This window comes from Janthinobacterium sp. 17J80-10, from assembly GCF_004114795.1.
Classification (GTDB): domain Bacteria; phylum Pseudomonadota; class Gammaproteobacteria; order Burkholderiales; family Burkholderiaceae_D; genus Paucimonas.
Genome location: NZ_CP035311.1, coordinates 377,478 through 392,991, shown reverse-complemented (window position 1 = coordinate 392,991; position 15,514 = coordinate 377,478). Strand labels below are relative to the sequence as shown.

General features: G+C 60.0%; 15 protein-coding genes. 3 read left to right on the top strand and 12 right to left on the bottom strand.

Translation table 11 applies throughout. From position 1 onward, the window contains the following. Positions 1-31 precede the first annotated feature (31 nt). The 11 genes from EKL02_RS01695 to EKL02_RS01645 all read right to left on the bottom strand — a co-directional run bounded on the left by EKL02_RS01695 (position 32) and on the right by EKL02_RS01645 (position 10,901). Positions 32-2,086, bottom strand: coding sequence for a bifunctional diguanylate cyclase/phosphodiesterase (locus EKL02_RS01695; RefSeq protein WP_128900415.1), 2,055 nt, complete (start codon positions 2,084-2,086; stop codon positions 32-34). Positions 2,087-2,625: 539 nt separating this feature from the next. Further along, positions 2,626-3,405: a 3-oxoadipate enol-lactonase gene (pcaD, locus tag EKL02_RS01690; RefSeq protein ID WP_128900414.1), complete on the bottom strand. Its 780-nt coding sequence runs from the start codon at positions 3,403-3,405 to the stop codon at positions 2,626-2,628. A gap of 32 nt (positions 3,406-3,437) precedes the next feature. After that, positions 3,438-3,734 (bottom strand): YciI family protein, encoded by a 297-nt coding sequence (locus EKL02_RS01685; protein WP_128900413.1) that lies wholly within the window; start codon positions 3,732-3,734, stop codon positions 3,438-3,440. 14 nt (positions 3,735-3,748) lie between these two features. Beyond that, a complete protein-coding gene (gene catC, locus EKL02_RS01680) occupies positions 3,749-4,033 on the bottom strand; it encodes a muconolactone Delta-isomerase (RefSeq protein ID WP_128900412.1) in 285 nt (94 codons plus the stop codon). 77 nt (positions 4,034-4,110) lie between these two features. Beyond that, positions 4,111-5,076: a 3-hydroxyacyl-CoA dehydrogenase gene (locus tag EKL02_RS01675; RefSeq protein WP_128900411.1), complete on the bottom strand. Its 966-nt coding sequence runs from the start codon at positions 5,074-5,076 to the stop codon at positions 4,111-4,113. Between the two features lies 1 nt (position 5,077). Next, a complete protein-coding gene (locus EKL02_RS01670; RefSeq protein WP_128900410.1) occupies positions 5,078-5,779 on the bottom strand; it encodes an SDR family oxidoreductase in 702 nt (233 codons plus the stop codon). A 30-nt stretch (positions 5,780-5,809) separates the two neighbouring features. Then, positions 5,810-6,862, bottom strand: coding sequence for a cyclase family protein (locus EKL02_RS01665; protein ID WP_128900409.1), 1,053 nt, complete (start codon positions 6,860-6,862; stop codon positions 5,810-5,812). Positions 6,863-6,948: 86 nt separating this feature from the next. After that, a complete protein-coding gene (locus EKL02_RS01660; RefSeq protein ID WP_128900408.1) occupies positions 6,949-8,199 on the bottom strand; it encodes an ABC transporter substrate-binding protein in 1,251 nt (416 codons plus the stop codon). Positions 8,200-8,333: 134 nt separating this feature from the next. Then, positions 8,334-9,536 carry a 3-oxoadipyl-CoA thiolase gene (pcaF, locus tag EKL02_RS01655; protein ID WP_128900407.1) on the bottom strand — a complete coding sequence of 401 codons (1,203 nt, stop codon included), beginning with the start codon at positions 9,534-9,536 and terminating at the stop codon, positions 8,334-8,336. Between the two features lie 19 nt (positions 9,537-9,555). Next, on the bottom strand, positions 9,556-10,203 hold the full coding sequence (locus EKL02_RS01650) for a 3-oxoacid CoA-transferase subunit B (RefSeq protein WP_128900406.1): 648 nt from the start codon (positions 10,201-10,203) through the stop codon (positions 9,556-9,558). A gap of 11 nt (positions 10,204-10,214) precedes the next feature. Then, positions 10,215-10,901: a 3-oxoacid CoA-transferase subunit A gene (locus tag EKL02_RS01645; RefSeq protein WP_128900405.1), complete on the bottom strand. Its 687-nt coding sequence runs from the start codon at positions 10,899-10,901 to the stop codon at positions 10,215-10,217. A gap of 298 nt (positions 10,902-11,199) precedes the next feature. Here EKL02_RS01645 and EKL02_RS01640 point away from each other — a divergent pair, with 298 nt between their 5' ends. Then, positions 11,200-12,015, top strand: a complete 816-nt coding sequence (locus EKL02_RS01640; RefSeq protein ID WP_128900404.1) for an IclR family transcriptional regulator — start codon at positions 11,200-11,202, stop codon at positions 12,013-12,015. A 25-nt stretch (positions 12,016-12,040) separates the two neighbouring features. Here EKL02_RS01640 and EKL02_RS01635 read toward each other — a convergent pair whose 3' ends face one another. Further along, positions 12,041-13,183 (bottom strand): GGDEF domain-containing protein, encoded by a 1,143-nt coding sequence (locus EKL02_RS01635; protein ID WP_128900403.1) that lies wholly within the window; start codon positions 13,181-13,183, stop codon positions 12,041-12,043. A 215-nt stretch (positions 13,184-13,398) separates the two neighbouring features. Between EKL02_RS01635 and EKL02_RS01630 the strand changes: the two genes are divergently transcribed. Then, positions 13,399-14,631, top strand: a complete 1,233-nt coding sequence (locus EKL02_RS01630; protein ID WP_128900402.1) for a DUF3095 domain-containing protein — start codon at positions 13,399-13,401, stop codon at positions 14,629-14,631. A gap of 66 nt (positions 14,632-14,697) precedes the next feature. Then, complete coding sequence (locus EKL02_RS01625) at positions 14,698-15,483, top strand: alpha/beta hydrolase (RefSeq protein WP_128900401.1); 786 nt, start codon at positions 14,698-14,700, stop codon at positions 15,481-15,483. Positions 15,484-15,514 lie beyond the last annotated feature (31 nt).

Here is a 15,514-nt window from a genome sequence, read left to right as displayed (position 1 = left end):
AATATTGGGCCAGGCTGCCGAAAAATGCAACTTAATGCATCGTTGCCCAGCTGCTTAACTGGTCTATCGGTAGTGCCGCACTAATATAAAATCCTTGAACATAGTTACAGCCATGCTCTTGAAGAAACTGCAGTTGTTCATCAGTCTCTACACCTTCAGCGATTACCTGAAACCCCAGGCTATGGCTTAACGCAATAATACCCCTTGCAAGAATGCCGCTGCCTGGCTGGTCCGCAACATTCTGAAGAAAACTTCGATCGACTTTGATATAACTGACGGGCAACTTTGCAAGATAACTGAGGGAGGAGTAGCCGGTGCCAAAATCGTCAATCGAAAACTGGATACCGAGATCTCGTAAAGTTTGCAAGTCTTTACTGGACTCTCCGGAAATAAACATACGCTCGGTTAATTCGAGATCCAGGCAGGCAGCCGGAAGTTTCGATTTGTCGATTGCCCCTCTCACCGAATTGATGAAATCCTCACCAACAAATTGACGCGGTGATAAATTGACAGCCAATTTTATTTTCTTCCCTGTTTGTTCCATCCAATTTTGGATATCCTGACACGCTGTATTCAGCACCCAGTTTCCAATTGGAACAATCAGTCCAGTCTCCTCGGCCAAAGGAATAAACCGTTCCGGGGGTATTTCGCCAAATTTTAAATTTTGCCAGCGCAGGAGCGCTTCAACAGAGATAAGATCCCCTGTATATGAATCGACGACGGGTTGGTAATGAACAGACAGCTCATTGCGCTCCAATGCATGCCTGAGCTGAGTTTCAAGCTCAATGCGTGTCTGAGCCTTGCGGTTCATCTCTTGCAGAAAGAAGCGGTACGTATTGCGTCCTGCATCCTTGGCCCGATACATCGCAGCATCCGCGTGTCGTAAAAGACTTTCTGCGTCACAGCCATCATCGGGATAAACGGCAAGGCCCAAGCTTGCGGAAATAAAAATCTCATGGCCATCCAGGTGAAAAGGCTGCCCAAACGCCTTGATGATTCGCTGGGCAACCAATTCTGCATATTCTGTTTTATCGATGGCGGGAATAACAATCAGAAATTCATCGCCGCCAAATCGTGCCACTGTGTGGCCTTCCCTCACACACGCCTGCAAACGACCCGCGCTCTGCCTGAGCAATCGATCGCCAACATGATGACCTAAGCTATCGTTGATATGCTTGAAATTGTCGAGATCCACAAACATCAGTACCGCACTATGTCGATCGCGGTGTGCCTGGTTAATTGCAAGTGTCAAGTGGTCGAGTGCGGTCGCGCGGTTTGGCAAGCCAGTAAGGTCATCAGTAGTGGCTTTGTGTCTTAGTATTCCCTCATATTTCTTGCGATCGGAAATATCAGTTGTGGTACCTACATAGCGCGTAATTTCACCTCGCTCGTTTTTCTTTGCAACTGCTTGCCCATATACCCAGGTAACTACACCATCCTGACGTTGTAGTCGAAATTCAGCCTTAAAAATTTCACCTTTTCGTGCAGTTTCATACCACAGGGCAACCACTCCTTCGGCATCCTCGGGATGCAACGCCGATTTCCAGCCAGTCCCGACAGCCTGCTCCCGGGTCATGCCTGCCATATCACACCATTGCTGATTAACATAAAGACAGTCGCCGTTCGCGTCAGTCTCGAATATTCCGACGGGGACTGCCTGAGTCAATGTCTCATAGCGAATGGCCGCTTGGCGAAGATCTTCTTCGGCTTGTTTTTGATCGGTTATATCTTCCTGCAAAATGATGACTTCCTCTACCTGCCCGTCATGGTTTTTAACGGGATAAGCATAGGCGCTGACCAATCGACGTCGGCCAGGAATATTGACATTTTCAGGAAAGTATATGACCGGGGGAATTTGAACCGATTCGCCAGCAATAGCTCGCTGTAAAAACGGCAGCACGCCTAAAGCGGCGACTTGCGCATCGGCCAAAATATTATATTCAGAAAGAATATAGTTATCGACGACGTCCTGTGACACACCCCACAATTTTTGAAAAGCCGCATTCACATAAATAACTTTTCCCTCGGGAGAAAAGATCTCGCACGCGATCGGCGATTCATCAAACATGCCACGGACATGAAACATAAGAAAGAGGCGCCTCAGTGCGAAATTTTTTTAGGATACAAAACATCAACAAGCATTGAGACAGGCCCTGAGAAACGATCTCCCGATACGCAAATTATCCGAGTAACCTGAAGTAATTGTTCCAATTTAATTAGACCGTTGTAGACAGTAAATGACTCGCGTATGTTATGCAAGGCTCATCGTCGAGCCAGCCCGTTGCCAATCTGAAGTGCCAGTATTTCCAATTGAGCGACCTCGAGTTACTGCGGCAATAAATTAATAATTTCCAAAATTACCTTAATTTACCTTGCAATAAAACCATTGATTCTATCTCGACGTTGTTAATTTGTACCTTTTGCGAATTTCACAAAAATGACGTTTGTGACAGAGACGGACAGTGCCACAGGTAATTCCAGATTTCAGCACCAGGATGAAGATGTATGGCAGTGAAGCGTACAGCAGCAGATTGCCGCCATCATAAAAAATGCCCTGGCATCTTGACGATGCCAGGGCATAAAAACTTCCAGCCCGTTGCGGGAGGAAGGCAGGGGTAATACGGTTCAGGCTTGCAGGAATTCCAGCACGCTGCTGGAAAAGCGCTGCGGCTCCTGCTGGTTCGACAGGTGCGCGCCCGCCAATTCGACATACTTCGCGCCGGGAATCGATTCAGCCAGGTAGCGGCCATCGGACGGCGGCGTCGGCAAGTCGCCGGCGCCTGCAATCACCAGGGTCGGCGCGGTAATCTTCCTGACCGCCTCGCGGTAATCGGCGTCGCGCACGGCGATGCAGTTGGCGGCATAGCCTTCTGCGGGAGTGGCCTTGAGCATGTCTTCCAGGTAGGCCACCTGCTCGGGATGCTGTTCCGCATAGTCGGGCGTCAGCCAGCGCGACACCACGGCCGAAGCAATCGATGCGATGCCGTCCTGCTGCACCTTGGCGACGCGCGTGGTCCAGTTTTCCGGCGGGCCGATATAGGCGGCGGTATTGGCAAGCACCAGGCGATCGATGCGCTGCGGATGCGAAATAGCCAGCCACATGCCGGTAATGCCGCCCATCGACAAGCCGCAGTAATGGGCTTTCTCGATGCCGAGATGGTTGAGCAGGCCGAGCACGTCGCCGCCCAGCTGGGGAATCGAGTACGGGCCGGGCGTGACTTGCGACTGACCGTGGCCACGGGTGTCGTAGCGCAGCAGGCGGAAACGTGCCGAGAGCGCTTCGACTTGCGGCGCCCACATGTCGAGGGTGGTGCCGAGCGAGTTGGACATCACCAGCACGGGACTTTTTTCATCGCCGTCGAGCTGGTAATGGATGCTGACGTCGGCGAGCTTGGCTTGGGGCATGGTTACCTCTGAATTGAAAATAGGGCGTTGCGTTACAGGCAGCACTGGCCGGCAAGGTAAGCCTTGCGCCAGCGCGTGACCCGCACTTCGCGGAACAGGTCTGCCCGCGAAAACGGATCGGCGGCGATGAAGGCTTCGGCTTCGGCACGGGTGTCCACATCGACGATGTAGATGCCGCCGCCGGCATCGCTGCCATCGTCGTTCAGCTTGGCGCCGCAGGCCAGCAACAGGCCGGCGTGCGCTTCCAGGTAGGCGAGGTGCTCGTCGCGCGTCTGTTTGCGCAAGTCCTGGCGATTCGGCTTGTCCCAGGTTTCGATCATGTAGGGCATGGCGCGGACCTGCTTCAGTTCTTGGCGATGGCCGAGGGATGCTGTGCCAGCGGGGTGACTTCGATTTTCATGAACGGATACAGCGGCAAGCTCATCAGCAAATCGTGCAGCTCGTCGTTGGATGCGACATCGAACACGCTGTAGTTGGCGTACTGGCCAGCCACGCGCCACAGGTGACGCCACTTGCCGCTCTTTTGCAGTTCCTGCGCCAGGGCCTTTTCATCGGCCTTCAGCTGGGCGGCGCGCTCGGCCGGCAAGGTATCGGGAATGTTGACCTGCATGTGTACGATATAAAGCATGGTTCACCTTTCAATAATCAGTCTGTCAAAAATGTCGTGCCTGGAATCTGTTGCCGCTTTGTGAAGCGAAGAAGCAGTTAATTCTTGGCTGCGCGTTTGTTGCGATCGCGCTTCAGCGCCATCAATTCGATGTCGCGCCAGGAAACACGTGCCTTCCACTGGTCCAGCGGCAGCAAGGCGCGCCGCTGGCGTTCGACTTCCGCGACCAGCTCGGGCGTCCAGGGATCATCCTGGCCGCGCTCCTTGCCCATTCTGGCATAAGCCGGCCCCATCTTCTCTGCATGCGAGGCGATGCCGCCGCGCGTGTTCAGGTCGACCGTCTCGAACGGGCCGATGACGGACCAGCGCGGCGCCAGGCCTTCTCGCATGACGCGATCGATATCGGCCACGGAGGCGACGCCGTCGCGCACCAGGCAATACGCCTCGCGCAGCACGGCGCCCTGGAGCCGGTTGAAGATGAAGCCCTCGACTTCGCGGGCAACCCGTACCGGTGCCATGCCGAGACTGGCGAACAGGTCTTCGGCGCGCTGCGCCACCTGGGCGTCGGTGAAGTCGGCAGGAACGATCTCGACCACCGGAATCAGGTAAGGTGGATTGCCGGGATGGGCGATCAGGCAGCGCGCACGTCCTGGCAGGTCGCTGGCGAAGGACGACACCGGCAGTGCCGACGACACGCTGGCCAGAATGGCGTTCGGGCGAGCAAGATTGTCGAGCTGGGCAAACAGTGCCCGCTTGAGATCAAGGCGCTCCGGCGCGCATTCCAGCACCAGCGGCACGCCGGCCACGGCGTCAGCAAGATCGGTGACGGTGCCAACGCGGTCGCACAACACTTGCGGCGACTCCTCCACCAGTTCAAAAGTTTTCAGGGCTGCTGCGCGCTCGGCGACTTCCGCCGGCACGGCAGCAAGCCTTGCCGCATCCGGATCCTGCAGGCGCACTTGCCAGCCGGCGCGGGCAAACACCAGCGCGAAGGCGACGCCAATGCTGCCGGCGCCAACAATGGCGACCGTCTTTTCATTGCCGCTTGCGAAGTGCGCACTCATCTCAGACGCCCGCCACGCCGACGGTCATGCCGCCGCAGACATACAGCACCTGGCCGGTAATGAAACCGCTGCGCTCGTCAAGGAAAAACGAGACTGCCTGGGCCACGTCGTCGGGCGTACCGATGCGCTTGACCGGCACAGAGTCGATGATGGCCTGGGTACGCGGACTGCCTGGCGGGTTGGCACGCTCGAACAGTTCTGTGGCAATCGGTCCCGGGCCAATCGCGTTGGCCGTAATGCCATACGCCCCCAGCTCCAGCGCCCAGACACGCGTCATGCCGATCAGGCCAGCCTTGGTGGCGGCGTAGGCGGTGCGCAATTGCTTTCCCAGCGCCGCGCGGGAAGACATGTTGATGATGCGTCCAAAACCGGCGTCTTTCATGCCAGGCAAGAGTGCCTGCATACATTGCATGGAGGAGCGCACATTCAATGCCCAGGCCCGTTCGAGTTCCTCAAGTGTCTGGTTTTCCGCATCCGCCGGGCATACCATGCCGACATTGTTGAGCAGGCGCGTGATCGGACCGCCTTCCAGCGCTGTCGCCAAGGCCCGGCCGGTCGCCACCGTATCGGCCAGATCGGCGATGATGCCATCGCCGACGCGGTCGATGATGACGACTTCGTAGCCATCCTGGCGGCAGCGCTCGGCGGCGGCCGCGCCAATGCCGGCGGCACCGCCGGTAATCAAAACACGTTGTTTTTGCATGTCATCTTCCTTGGTCGCCGGTGGACGGCATCAAACGGTCGCCACCGGCGTGACCGGCGACGCGAAAGCGCCGGGCAGCTTCAGCGGCGGCGCGGTCAGCAGGAAACGGTAACGGCCGCGCGCGCGCAACCAGGCCGCCAGCGGTGTCAGGTGCCACAACTCACCCAGATGCACGCCCAGCTTGAACAGGCAATGTTCATGCAGCGGCAGGGAGGCGCAGCAGTGATCGTCATCGCGCGCCGGATAGGCTTCGACGGCGTAGTTGTCGGTCGCAATTGCCGCCAGGTTGCTGTCGGTGATCCACTGCAGCAGGCGCTCGTCGCGCCCATCCAGAACGGCACAGCTTTGCTTGAGCACTGCTGGATCAGGTTGCCGGTTCATGCCCAGCACCACGTCGGCAAAACCCGTGTGGATGCAGACAATGTCGCCGGCCTCGATCTCGACGCCATCCCGGTCCAGCACGCGCATCATTTCGTCGTAGCCGACCAGGGTATGCGCATCGCCATAATGGGCGCGCAGATCGATCAGGGCGGCACGCCCCTGCACGCAGGTCTGGGCCATGTGCTCGATGCCCAGTGCGCGCGCGCAGGAAGTGCTTTCAAGTTTGATATTGGGCGACAGACCAGCGTCAGCCACATCGTCTGGGCCAAGCAGGTCGGTGCCGGCGGCATAGCCGTTGTAATAGACGGGGCGGGCAATACCGTCGCCGTAAACGTCGAACAGCGAGCCGACGTGCGGCAAGCCATCCCATTGCGTCGAATACTGCAAATGCAGGATTGCCAGGTCATCCGACAGCACGTCGGGGCGGCCGGGCTCCAGTTCACCCAACTGACAATTCACATTCACCTTGCCGCGCCGCAGGGTCGGGCGCAGGATCGGCGGATGGCGGTTGGGATTGAGGGCGCTGCCGCCGGGATAATCCAGCGGCAGGCTGAGGCAAAAGGCACGGCCATCCTGCACTTCCGCCAAACCCTGCTTGAGCTTTTCCGGCGTAATCAGGTTCAAGCGGCCCAGCTGGTCGTCAACACCGAAATCCCCCCAGTTGGACCCGGGCGGGCGTTGCTTCCAGCGTGGATTGCTCATGACGCGTTCCTTGGCTCAAAAGTCACTACGCAGTGCCCGGCGCCGGAAGATCCCCGGCGCACGGTGCGTAGCGGTCTGGTCAATGATTACTTCTTGACCAGCGGGCAGGTCGACTTGGACAGCGGCATGAATGCCTGGTCGCCCGGCACCGTGCCCAGCACCTTGTAGTAATCCCAAGGCGTCTTGGACTCGGACGGCTTCTTGACTTCGAACAAGTACATGTCATGGACCATGCGTCCGTCTTCGCGGATCTTGCCATTCTTGGCGAAGAAGTCGTTGATCGGCGTGGACTTCAGTTTCTTCATGACGGTATCGGTATCGTCGGTGCCGGTTGCCTTGATCGCATTCAGGTATTGCATGGTCGACGAGTAGGCGCCAGCCTGGATCATGTTCGGCATGCGCTTGGCTTTGGCGAAATAGCGTTGCGACCAGGCGCGGGTTTCCGGGTTCAGGTCCCAGTAGAATGCTTCCGACAAAATCAAGCCTTGTGCGCTCTGCAAGCCGATGGCGTGAATGTCGTTAATGAACAGGAGCAGTGCGGCCAGTTTCTGCTTGTCCGACTTCATCAGGCCGAATTCCTGCGCTGCCTTGATCGAGTTGACAGTATCGGCGCCCGAGTTGGCCAGGCCAATCACCTTGGCGCCGCTCGATTGCGCCTGCAAGATGTAGGACGAGAAATCCGGGGGGCTGCTCGGATGCTTGACGCCACCCAGCACTTTGCCACCGGATTCCTTGACCACATCTTCTGCCGCCTTTTGCAGGGACGCGCCGAAGGCCCAGTCCACGGCGATGAAGTACCAGCTGTCGCCGCCGCGCTTGGCCATGGCCTTGGCGGTCACGTTGGCCAGCGAATAGGTGTCGTAGGCGTAGTGAACGGCGGTCGGTGCGCACAGGTCGGTGGTGATGCGCTGCACGCCTGGGCCGTTGAAGAACATGATCTTGTGCTTGGAGCGGGCAACTTCCAGCGCCGACAGGGCGGTGGCGGAACCGGCGACGTCCAGCACGGCGTCGACCTTGGCGGTGTCGAACCATTCGCGCGCCTTGGCAGCGGCGATATCGGCCTTGTTGTTATGGTCGGCAAAGATCAGTTCGATCTTCTTGCCATTGACCTTGCCGCCGAAGTCGTCGATCGCCATCTGCACGGCAGTGGCGGTGCCCTGGCCGGCGATGTCGGCGTAGACACCGGACAGGTCGAGCAGCAGGCCGATCTTGACGACGTCATCGGAAATGCCGGTCTTGGCCTGCGCCAGGGCGGTGCCGCTGGCGGCGCCCAGTGCGAGGGTTGCAATTGCGGCAGCCAGCGGGCGGCGGCACAGCTTGTTGAACTTGTTATTCATGATCTCTCCAATTATTTCAGGTTCTGGTCTTGCTTCTTGAACGATGTATTGCAAAGCCGCTTACTGCGATGACCGCCATGCAACTCCGGTACTGCCTGCTACTGCCGATACAACTTCTTTTCTTGCCGGCGCGCTCACACGCGCTCGATTGCCAGGGCAATTCCCTGTCCGACGCCGATGCACATGGTGCACAGGGCGAAACGGCCCTGCTTGCGCTGCAATTCATACATGGCGGTCGTCACCAGGCGCGCCCCGCTCATGCCTAGCGGATGGCCCAGGGCGATCGCGCCGCCGTTCGGATTGACGCGGGCGTCGTCATCAGCCACGCCGAGCTCGCGCAGAACCGCCAGGCCCTGGGATGCGAAGGCTTCGTTGAGTTCGATGACATCGAACTGGTCGATGGTCATGCCCAGGCGTTCCAGCAATTTCTTGCTGGCCGGCGCCGGGCCGATGCCCATGACGCGTGGCGCCACGCCGGCGGTGGCCATGCCGAGCACGCGTGCACGCGGTGTCAGGTTGAAGCGCTTGACGGTTTCCGCATCGGCGAGAAGCACGGCGCAAGCGCCGTCGTTGACGCCGGATGCGTTTCCGGCGGTAACAGTGCCATCAGGGCGGACGATTGGTTTCAGCTTTCCCAGCGCTTCGATGGTGGTTTCGCGCGGATGCTCGTCCTTGTCGACCAGCGTGACCTCGCCTTTTTTGCCGGCCACTTCGACGCCGACAATTTCTTCGGCCAGAGTGCCGTCGCGCTGGGCGCGGGCCGCTTTTTGCTGGCTGCGCAGGGCAAAGGCATCCTGGTCGGCGCGGTTGACGCCATAGTCGTCGGCGACGTTTTCCGCGGTTTCCGGCATCGAATCGACGCCATGCAGTTTTTTCATCAGGGGATTGACGAAGCGCCAGCCGATCGTGGTGTCATGGATCTCGGCGCTGCGCGCAAAGGCGGCAGTGGCCTTGCCCTGCACGAAGGGCGCGCGGCTCATGCTCTCGACGCCGCCGGCAATGATCAGCGAGGCTTCTCCCGCCTTGATGGCGCGCACGGCGCTGCCGATGGCATCCATGCCCGAGCCGCACAGGCGGTTGATGGTGCTGCCGGCGACTTCCTGCGGCAAGCCGGCGAGCAGACCCGACATGCGGGCGACGTTGCGGTTGTCTTCGCCTGCCTGGTTGGCGCAGCCGTAGATCACTTCATCGACAGCGCGCCAGTCGACATTGGAATTGCGCGCCATCAAGGCACGGATCGGCACGGCGCCGAGGTCGTCGGCACGCACCGAAGACAGGCTGCCGGCATAACGGCCGATCGGGGTGCGAATGGCGTCGCAGATAAATACGTCTTTCATCGGGTGTCTCCTGGATCGGTTATTGCTGGATGCCGTTCTTCATGGGCACGCCACTCAGTTCCACCAGCGCGTCGAATGCCATGTCGGAATAAATCTCGCGCACCACCAGGCCCTCGTCGGTAATGTCGATCATCGCCAAATCGGTATAGATGCGGTCGACACAGGCTTGTCCTGTGAGCGGATAGCTGCAGGCGGCGACAATCTTGCTTTCGCCCTGCTTGGTCAGATGGTCCATCATCACGAAGACCTTCTTGGCGCCGAGCGCCAGGTCCATGGCGCCGCCGACGGCCGGAATCGCGTCGGGCGCGCCGGTATGCCAGTTGGCCAGGTCGCCGTGCTGCGACACCTGGAAGGCGCCCAGCACGCAATAGTCGAGGTGGCCGCCGCGCATCATGGCGAACGAATCGGCATGATGAAAATAGGCGCCGCCCGGCAGGAGCGTGACGAATTGCTTGCCGGCGTTGATCAGGTCGGCGTCTTCGCTGCCGGCCGCTGGCGCCGGCCCCATGCCGAGCACGCCGTTTTCGCTGTGCAGGATGATTTCCTTGTCGCTGCCGATGTGGTTGGCGACCAGGGTCGGCACGCCAATGCCCAGGTTGACATAGGAACCTTCGGGGATGTCGCGGGCGACTTTTTGCGCCATTTCATCGCGGGTCAGTCGTTTCATTTGGTCACCCATTACGCGGCCTCCTTGTTTGTGGCGGCGCCGATTGCGACGACGCGCTGCACGAAAATGCCCGGCGTGACGATGGCTTCCGGATCCAGTTCACCCAGCTCGACGACGCGCTCGACCTGGATGATGGCAGTCTTGGCGGCCATGGCCATGATCGGCCCGAAGTTGCGGGCGGTCTTGCGAAACACCAGGTTGCCCCAGCGGTCGCCCACCAGTGCCTTGACCAGCGCAAAGTCGGCATGCAGCGGCGTCTCGAAGACATACTGGCGGCCGTTGATTTCGCGGGTTTCCTTGCCTTCGGCCAGCAGGGTGCCGTACCCGGTCGGCGTGAAGAAGCCGCCGATGCCGGCGCCGGCGGCGCGAATGCGCTCGGCCAAGTTGCCTTGTGGAACCAATTCCAGTTCGATTTCACCGGCGCGATAAAGCGCATCGAAATGGTGCGAATCGGCCTGGCGCGGAAACGAGCACACGATCTTGCGCACGCGCTTGGCCTTCAGCAGCGCCGCCAGGCCGGTTTCACCGTTGCCGGCATTGTTATTGATGATGGTGAGCTCGCGCGCACCGTGGTCGATCAGGGCATCGATCAGTTCGGAGGGCATGCCGGCCGTGCCGAAACCGCCGATCATGATGGTGGCGCCGTCGTGGATGTCAGCGACCGCAGCTGACAGGGAAGAAACGATTTTATTAATCATTTATTTGCCTTGTTGAGGTACCCGAGGTACACCAGGCCAGGAATAGGACTGTATAATTTGTTCGTATTGCGAACTAATGTTCTAATAGCGAACACGTGCCGGGATTCTAGGCGCGAAAAAATCGACTGTCAAGAGACTGTCATAATTCTTTCGACATCCGCAAAATGGCATCGTTCTTGCATCAACTTGCAGCAAAGTGCCGTCTTTTTTCCTTTTGTGAGCAAATGAACATTAACAATGTCACCATGCAACACTGTGCGGATTGGTATAATTCGCACCTATCTTTGTACATTTGGCCATGAGCGACGTTTTTTCCGCGAATCCCGCATTTGCCGACGACCAGCCGGAACGCCCTGGTGACTCCTATGTCACGTCGTTTGCCCGCGGCCTGGCCGTCATCCGCTCGTTTAACGCCAGCCGGCCGGCGCAAACCCTGTCCGATGTGGCGGCCGCCACCGGCCTGTCGCGCGCCGGCGCGCGGCGCATCCTATTGACCTTGCAAACGCTTGGTTATGTCGAGTCCGAAGGGCGGTTGTTCCGTCTGACGCCGAAGATTCTCGACCTCGGCTTTGCCTATCTGACGTCGATGCCGCTGTGGAATGGCGCAGGCCCGGTGATGGAAGACCTGGTCGAGCAGGTGCACGAAAGCAGTTCTGCAGCGGTGCTCGACCGCACCGAAATCGTCTATGTGGTACGGGTGCCGACCCACAAGATCATGGCGATCAACCTGTCGATCGGCAGCCGCCTGCCTGCGTATTGCACGTCGATGGGACGGGTGCTGCTATCGGGACTGGAAGATGCACAGCTGGACGCGGTGCTGGCAGAATCAGACTTGCGCGCGCACACGCCGCGGACCCTGACTGACCCGGAGGATTTGCGCCGGGCGATCGCCCTGGTGCGCCAGCAGGGCTGGGCGGTGGTGGATCAGGAACTGGAGGGCGGCCTCATATCGCTGTCGGCGCCGATCCGCAACCGCCAGGGCCGCATCATTGCCGCGGTCAATATCAGCGGCAATGCCCAGCGCAATTCCGCCAAGCAGATGGTCAAGGCGTTTCTTGAGCCGCTTCAGGCTGCAGCCCAGCGCATCTCCGGCGTAGTGGCATTGCACAACTGAGGCGTCTTTGCAGGGCGCACACGCTTCAGGCAAGCTCGCGCTCAACCCGGTTGCGTCCGCCGATCTTGGCACGGTAAAGCGCGGCGTCTGCACGCCGCATCATGTCAGCAACCGACTCTTCGTGGCGCAACACCGCCACGCCAATGCTGACCGTGAACTCGATCCCTTCATCGGCGCGCACCTGCAGGCCGGCGCGCAGGCGCTCGGCAACGGCCAGAGCAGCATCGATGCCGGTTTCCGGCAGCAGCACTGCGAATTCCTCGCCGCCGATACGCCCGAGGTAATCGCCGTTGCGAATCACGCCCTCGGCGCGCGCCACGGCATCCACCAGCACGCGGTCACCCGCCGCGTGCCCGAGACTGTCATTGATCGCCTTGAAATGGTCTACATCGAAGAGCAACAGCGAGACATCGCGATGGCTGCGCCGGGCACGCTTCAAATCCACCTCCGCCAGGGCAAAGAAAGCCCTGCGCGACCACGCACCTGTCAGGAAATCTCGGTTGGCGGCGTGTTCGGCCTTGGCCAGCATGACATCGTGCACCATCATCACGCCGCCCAGCGTCAGCGCCGGCAGCGCCATGGTGCCGGCGCTGACGAAAAACAGGTTCCAGGGCGAAGGTTGCAGCAGCGACGTCATGTCGCCGGACTGGCCCATATGGACCGCGACGCGCAGCAAATGACCGAGCGCGACTACCAGCGCCATCGCCATGGTGAAATGGTAGGGATAACGGGAGCGCCGCTTGACCTTGATAGCCCGCAGCACGGTCATGCCAATGCCCAGCGCAATGGCCGCCTGGAACAGCGACACGACAATCGAGCGCCCGTCAAAGGAGTCGCGCACATAGTGGAAAAATGCGATGCCCAGGCCGACGGCCAGTACCGTCCCACTCAGCACCATCTTGCGCGACGGACGGGCAAAAAACCGCTGGAAACCGGCCAGCATGAACGCACTGGCCGCCGCGTACAGGACGTTGGCGGCTTCGTAAGCGATCAGCGGCGGCAATTCACGGCCAAATGCGTACAGGATGAAGGCGATGCAGGCCAGAAGGTTGGCATAACCCCATTCCCGGATACCGGCGATCCCGCTGCGCATAAAATAGCGCAACATCAGCAGCATGGCGATGCACAGCAATGCTGCAATCAAGAAAATGGTCAGTGCGCTCGACATCAGCGGGAAATCCGGTCTCGTTCAGAGCGACAGTGTAAAGCAAAGCAGGGGCGCACCGTACGATGCCGAGCAAAACGATGTGCTATCGGGCGCGTGCTGGGAGTCCCGGCAATGCGCTAGTAACCAATTGTCGGTTAAACATGAAATAAACCGGCACGGCGAACGGGGCTTGCGGTAAATTCAATGTTTCCACCGACCGAGCCCGCATTCACGCCATGCCCAGCACCGCCGCCCATACCGCCGCCGGAAATGCCGCAGACAACGCCGATTTTTACCGGGCGCTGCCGGCCCTGACTTCCTTTGCCGAAGCTGCGCAGGGCCGCCTCCAGGCGGATTTGCCGCCCGACTGGTGGATCGTGATCGCCGATGTCGCCGGCTCGACGAAAGCGATCGAGGCAGGCGCTTACAAGGATGTCAACACGGTCGGCGTTGCCTGCATTGCGGCGGTGGTCAATGTCGACCGTTCGCTTGAGCTGCCTTATGTCTTTGGCGGCGACGGCGCCACCTTCGCCGTGCCGGGGCGGCTGCGGGACGCCGTGCTGCCGGCACTGCGCGCGGCGCAAAAGCTTGCGCGGCAGGCATTCAACCTGCACCTGCGCGTCGGGCTGGTACGCGTAGGTGACCTGGTGGCGCAGGACCAGTGGGTGAAACTGGGCAAGCTGCGCATATCCGCGCAGGTGACGCAGCCGGTGCTGTATGGCCGCGGCTGGGAAGAAGCCGAGAGGCGCGTCAAGAGCGCCAATGCCGAGGGGGTGTTGCGGGTCATGGAAGTAGATGGCCCGGCCGCAGGCAGTTTCGCAGGGTTCGAATGCCGCTGGCAAGGGGTCCCCAGTTTCAATGGCCACAAGCTGGCTTTGCTGGTGGCAGCGACTGCTGCCGATACGCAATCCAACCTCGATACTTATGGCAACGTGCTGCGCCAGATCGACGCCATTTACGGCGATGTGGCGCAATACCATCCGTTGCGGGTCGACCGCATGCGCCTGGCGCTGCGCCCGCGCTGGCTTTCGCAGGAATGGCGGGTGCATACGCAGGGCCAGCCGCCGCTGCAACGGCTTGGCCATCTCGCCCGCATGGTCGGGCTCAACCTTGCGGGCCGCCTGCTGTTCGCGCTCGGGCGCGACACAGAAAGCGTGCGCTGGAGCCGCTACCGCGAGGACCTGGTGCAAAATTCCGACTTCCGCAAGTTCGACGGCATGCTGCGCATGGTGATCGACGGCAGCGATGCCCAGGCAGCCCGACTGGCGCAATGGCTGGAATCCGAGTCCCGCGCCGGCCGCCTGGCCTACGGCATGCACAAGTCGAGCCAGGCGCTGCTGACCTGCATCGTCCAATCCTACAATGGCCAGCACCAGCACTTTGTCGATGGCAGCGAGGGCGGTTATGCGCTGGCTGCACGTCAGCTGAAACAGCGCCTGTCAAGTGCGCGCGCCTCCCCGCCCGGCTAGTGGCGGGCTGATGCAAAACCGCTATAGTGGCAACAGGACATTGCATCAGAAAGAGGGGAACTTGTTATGGCACGCATTGAAGTCAACGGCATCGGCGTCGAATACGATATCCACGGCGCGGGACCGGCGCTGCTGCTGATCCATGGACTGGGTTCCTGCAAGGAGGATTGGGAAGCGCAGCGCGAGCCGTTCGCGCAGGGCTACCAGGTCATCAGCTTCGACCTGCGCGGCCACGGCCAGTCTGACAAGCCGGCGGCATCCTACAGCATTGCGCAGTTCGCCGCCGACGCCGCCGGCCTGCTGCATGCGCTTGGAATCGATGCCGCGCACGTGGTCGGCATATCGCTGGGAGGCGCGGTCGCTTTCCAGCTTGCGCTCGACCATCCCGCGATGGTCAAGACGCTTACCATCGTCAACAGCGGCCCGGATGCGACGGTGCGCACCTTGAAGGAAAAATTCGCGGTGTGGATGCGCCAGTACGTGGTCAGGCGCAAAGGCATGGCCAAGCTGGCCAACCTTATCGGTCCGCACCTGTTCCCGAAACCGGAAAGCCGCGCAGTGCGCGAGCGCTTCATCGAACGCACTGCGCGCAACGACCCGCAAGCCTACCTGCAGGCATTTCGCGCGCTGATCGGCTGGAGCGTGGCAGAACGCATCGGCACGATCACCTGCCCGGTCTTGGCGATTGCTGCCGACCGGGATTACACGCCGCTATCGATGAAAGAAGCGTATGTCGCCAAAATTCCCGGCGCGCGCCTGGAAGTGGTGGCCGATGCGCGCCATGCACTGCCGATGGAAAAACCGGCGCAGTTCAATGCAGTGCTCCGGAATTTTCTCGACATACACGCCTGAGCAGCACCCGTCAAAAACGGGCCCCATTAAA

What these genes read in the sequence shown, in the direction of transcription:
- EKL02_RS01640 (WP_128900404.1), top strand. Translation starts at nt 11,200, where the DNA reads ATGAGCGACGTTTTTTCCGCGAATCCCGCATTTGCCGACGACCAGCCG.
- pcaD (WP_128900414.1), bottom strand. Translation starts at nt 3,405, where the DNA reads ATGCCCCAAGCCAAGCTCGCCGACGTCAGCATCCATTACCAGCTCGAC.
- EKL02_RS01665 (WP_128900409.1), bottom strand. Translation starts at nt 6,862, where the DNA reads ATGAGCAATCCACGCTGGAAGCAACGCCCGCCCGGGTCCAACTGGGGG.
- EKL02_RS01675 (WP_128900411.1), bottom strand. Translation starts at nt 5,076, where the DNA reads ATGAGTGCGCACTTCGCAAGCGGCAATGAAAAGACGGTCGCCATTGTT.
- EKL02_RS01695 (WP_128900415.1), bottom strand. Translation starts at nt 2,086, where the DNA reads ATGTTTCATGTCCGTGGCATGTTTGATGAATCGCCGATCGCGTGCGAG.
- EKL02_RS01630 (WP_128900402.1), top strand. Translation starts at nt 13,399, where the DNA reads ATGCCCAGCACCGCCGCCCATACCGCCGCCGGAAATGCCGCAGACAAC.
- EKL02_RS01685 (WP_128900413.1), bottom strand. Translation starts at nt 3,734, where the DNA reads ATGCCCTACATGATCGAAACCTGGGACAAGCCGAATCGCCAGGACTTG.
- EKL02_RS01645 (WP_128900405.1), bottom strand. Translation starts at nt 10,901, where the DNA reads ATGATTAATAAAATCGTTTCTTCCCTGTCAGCTGCGGTCGCTGACATC.
- EKL02_RS01650 (WP_128900406.1), bottom strand. Translation starts at nt 10,203, where the DNA reads ATGAAACGACTGACCCGCGATGAAATGGCGCAAAAAGTCGCCCGCGAC.
- EKL02_RS01670 (WP_128900410.1), bottom strand. Translation starts at nt 5,779, where the DNA reads ATGCAAAAACAACGTGTTTTGATTACCGGCGGTGCCGCCGGCATTGGC.
- EKL02_RS01625 (WP_128900401.1), top strand. Translation starts at nt 14,698, where the DNA reads ATGGCACGCATTGAAGTCAACGGCATCGGCGTCGAATACGATATCCAC.
- catC (WP_128900412.1), bottom strand. Translation starts at nt 4,033, where the DNA reads ATGCTTTATATCGTACACATGCAGGTCAACATTCCCGATACCTTGCCG.
- pcaF (WP_128900407.1), bottom strand. Translation starts at nt 9,536, where the DNA reads ATGAAAGACGTATTTATCTGCGACGCCATTCGCACCCCGATCGGCCGT.
- EKL02_RS01635 (WP_128900403.1), bottom strand. Translation starts at nt 13,183, where the DNA reads ATGTCGAGCGCACTGACCATTTTCTTGATTGCAGCATTGCTGTGCATC.
- EKL02_RS01660 (WP_128900408.1), bottom strand. Translation starts at nt 8,199, where the DNA reads ATGAATAACAAGTTCAACAAGCTGTGCCGCCGCCCGCTGGCTGCCGCA.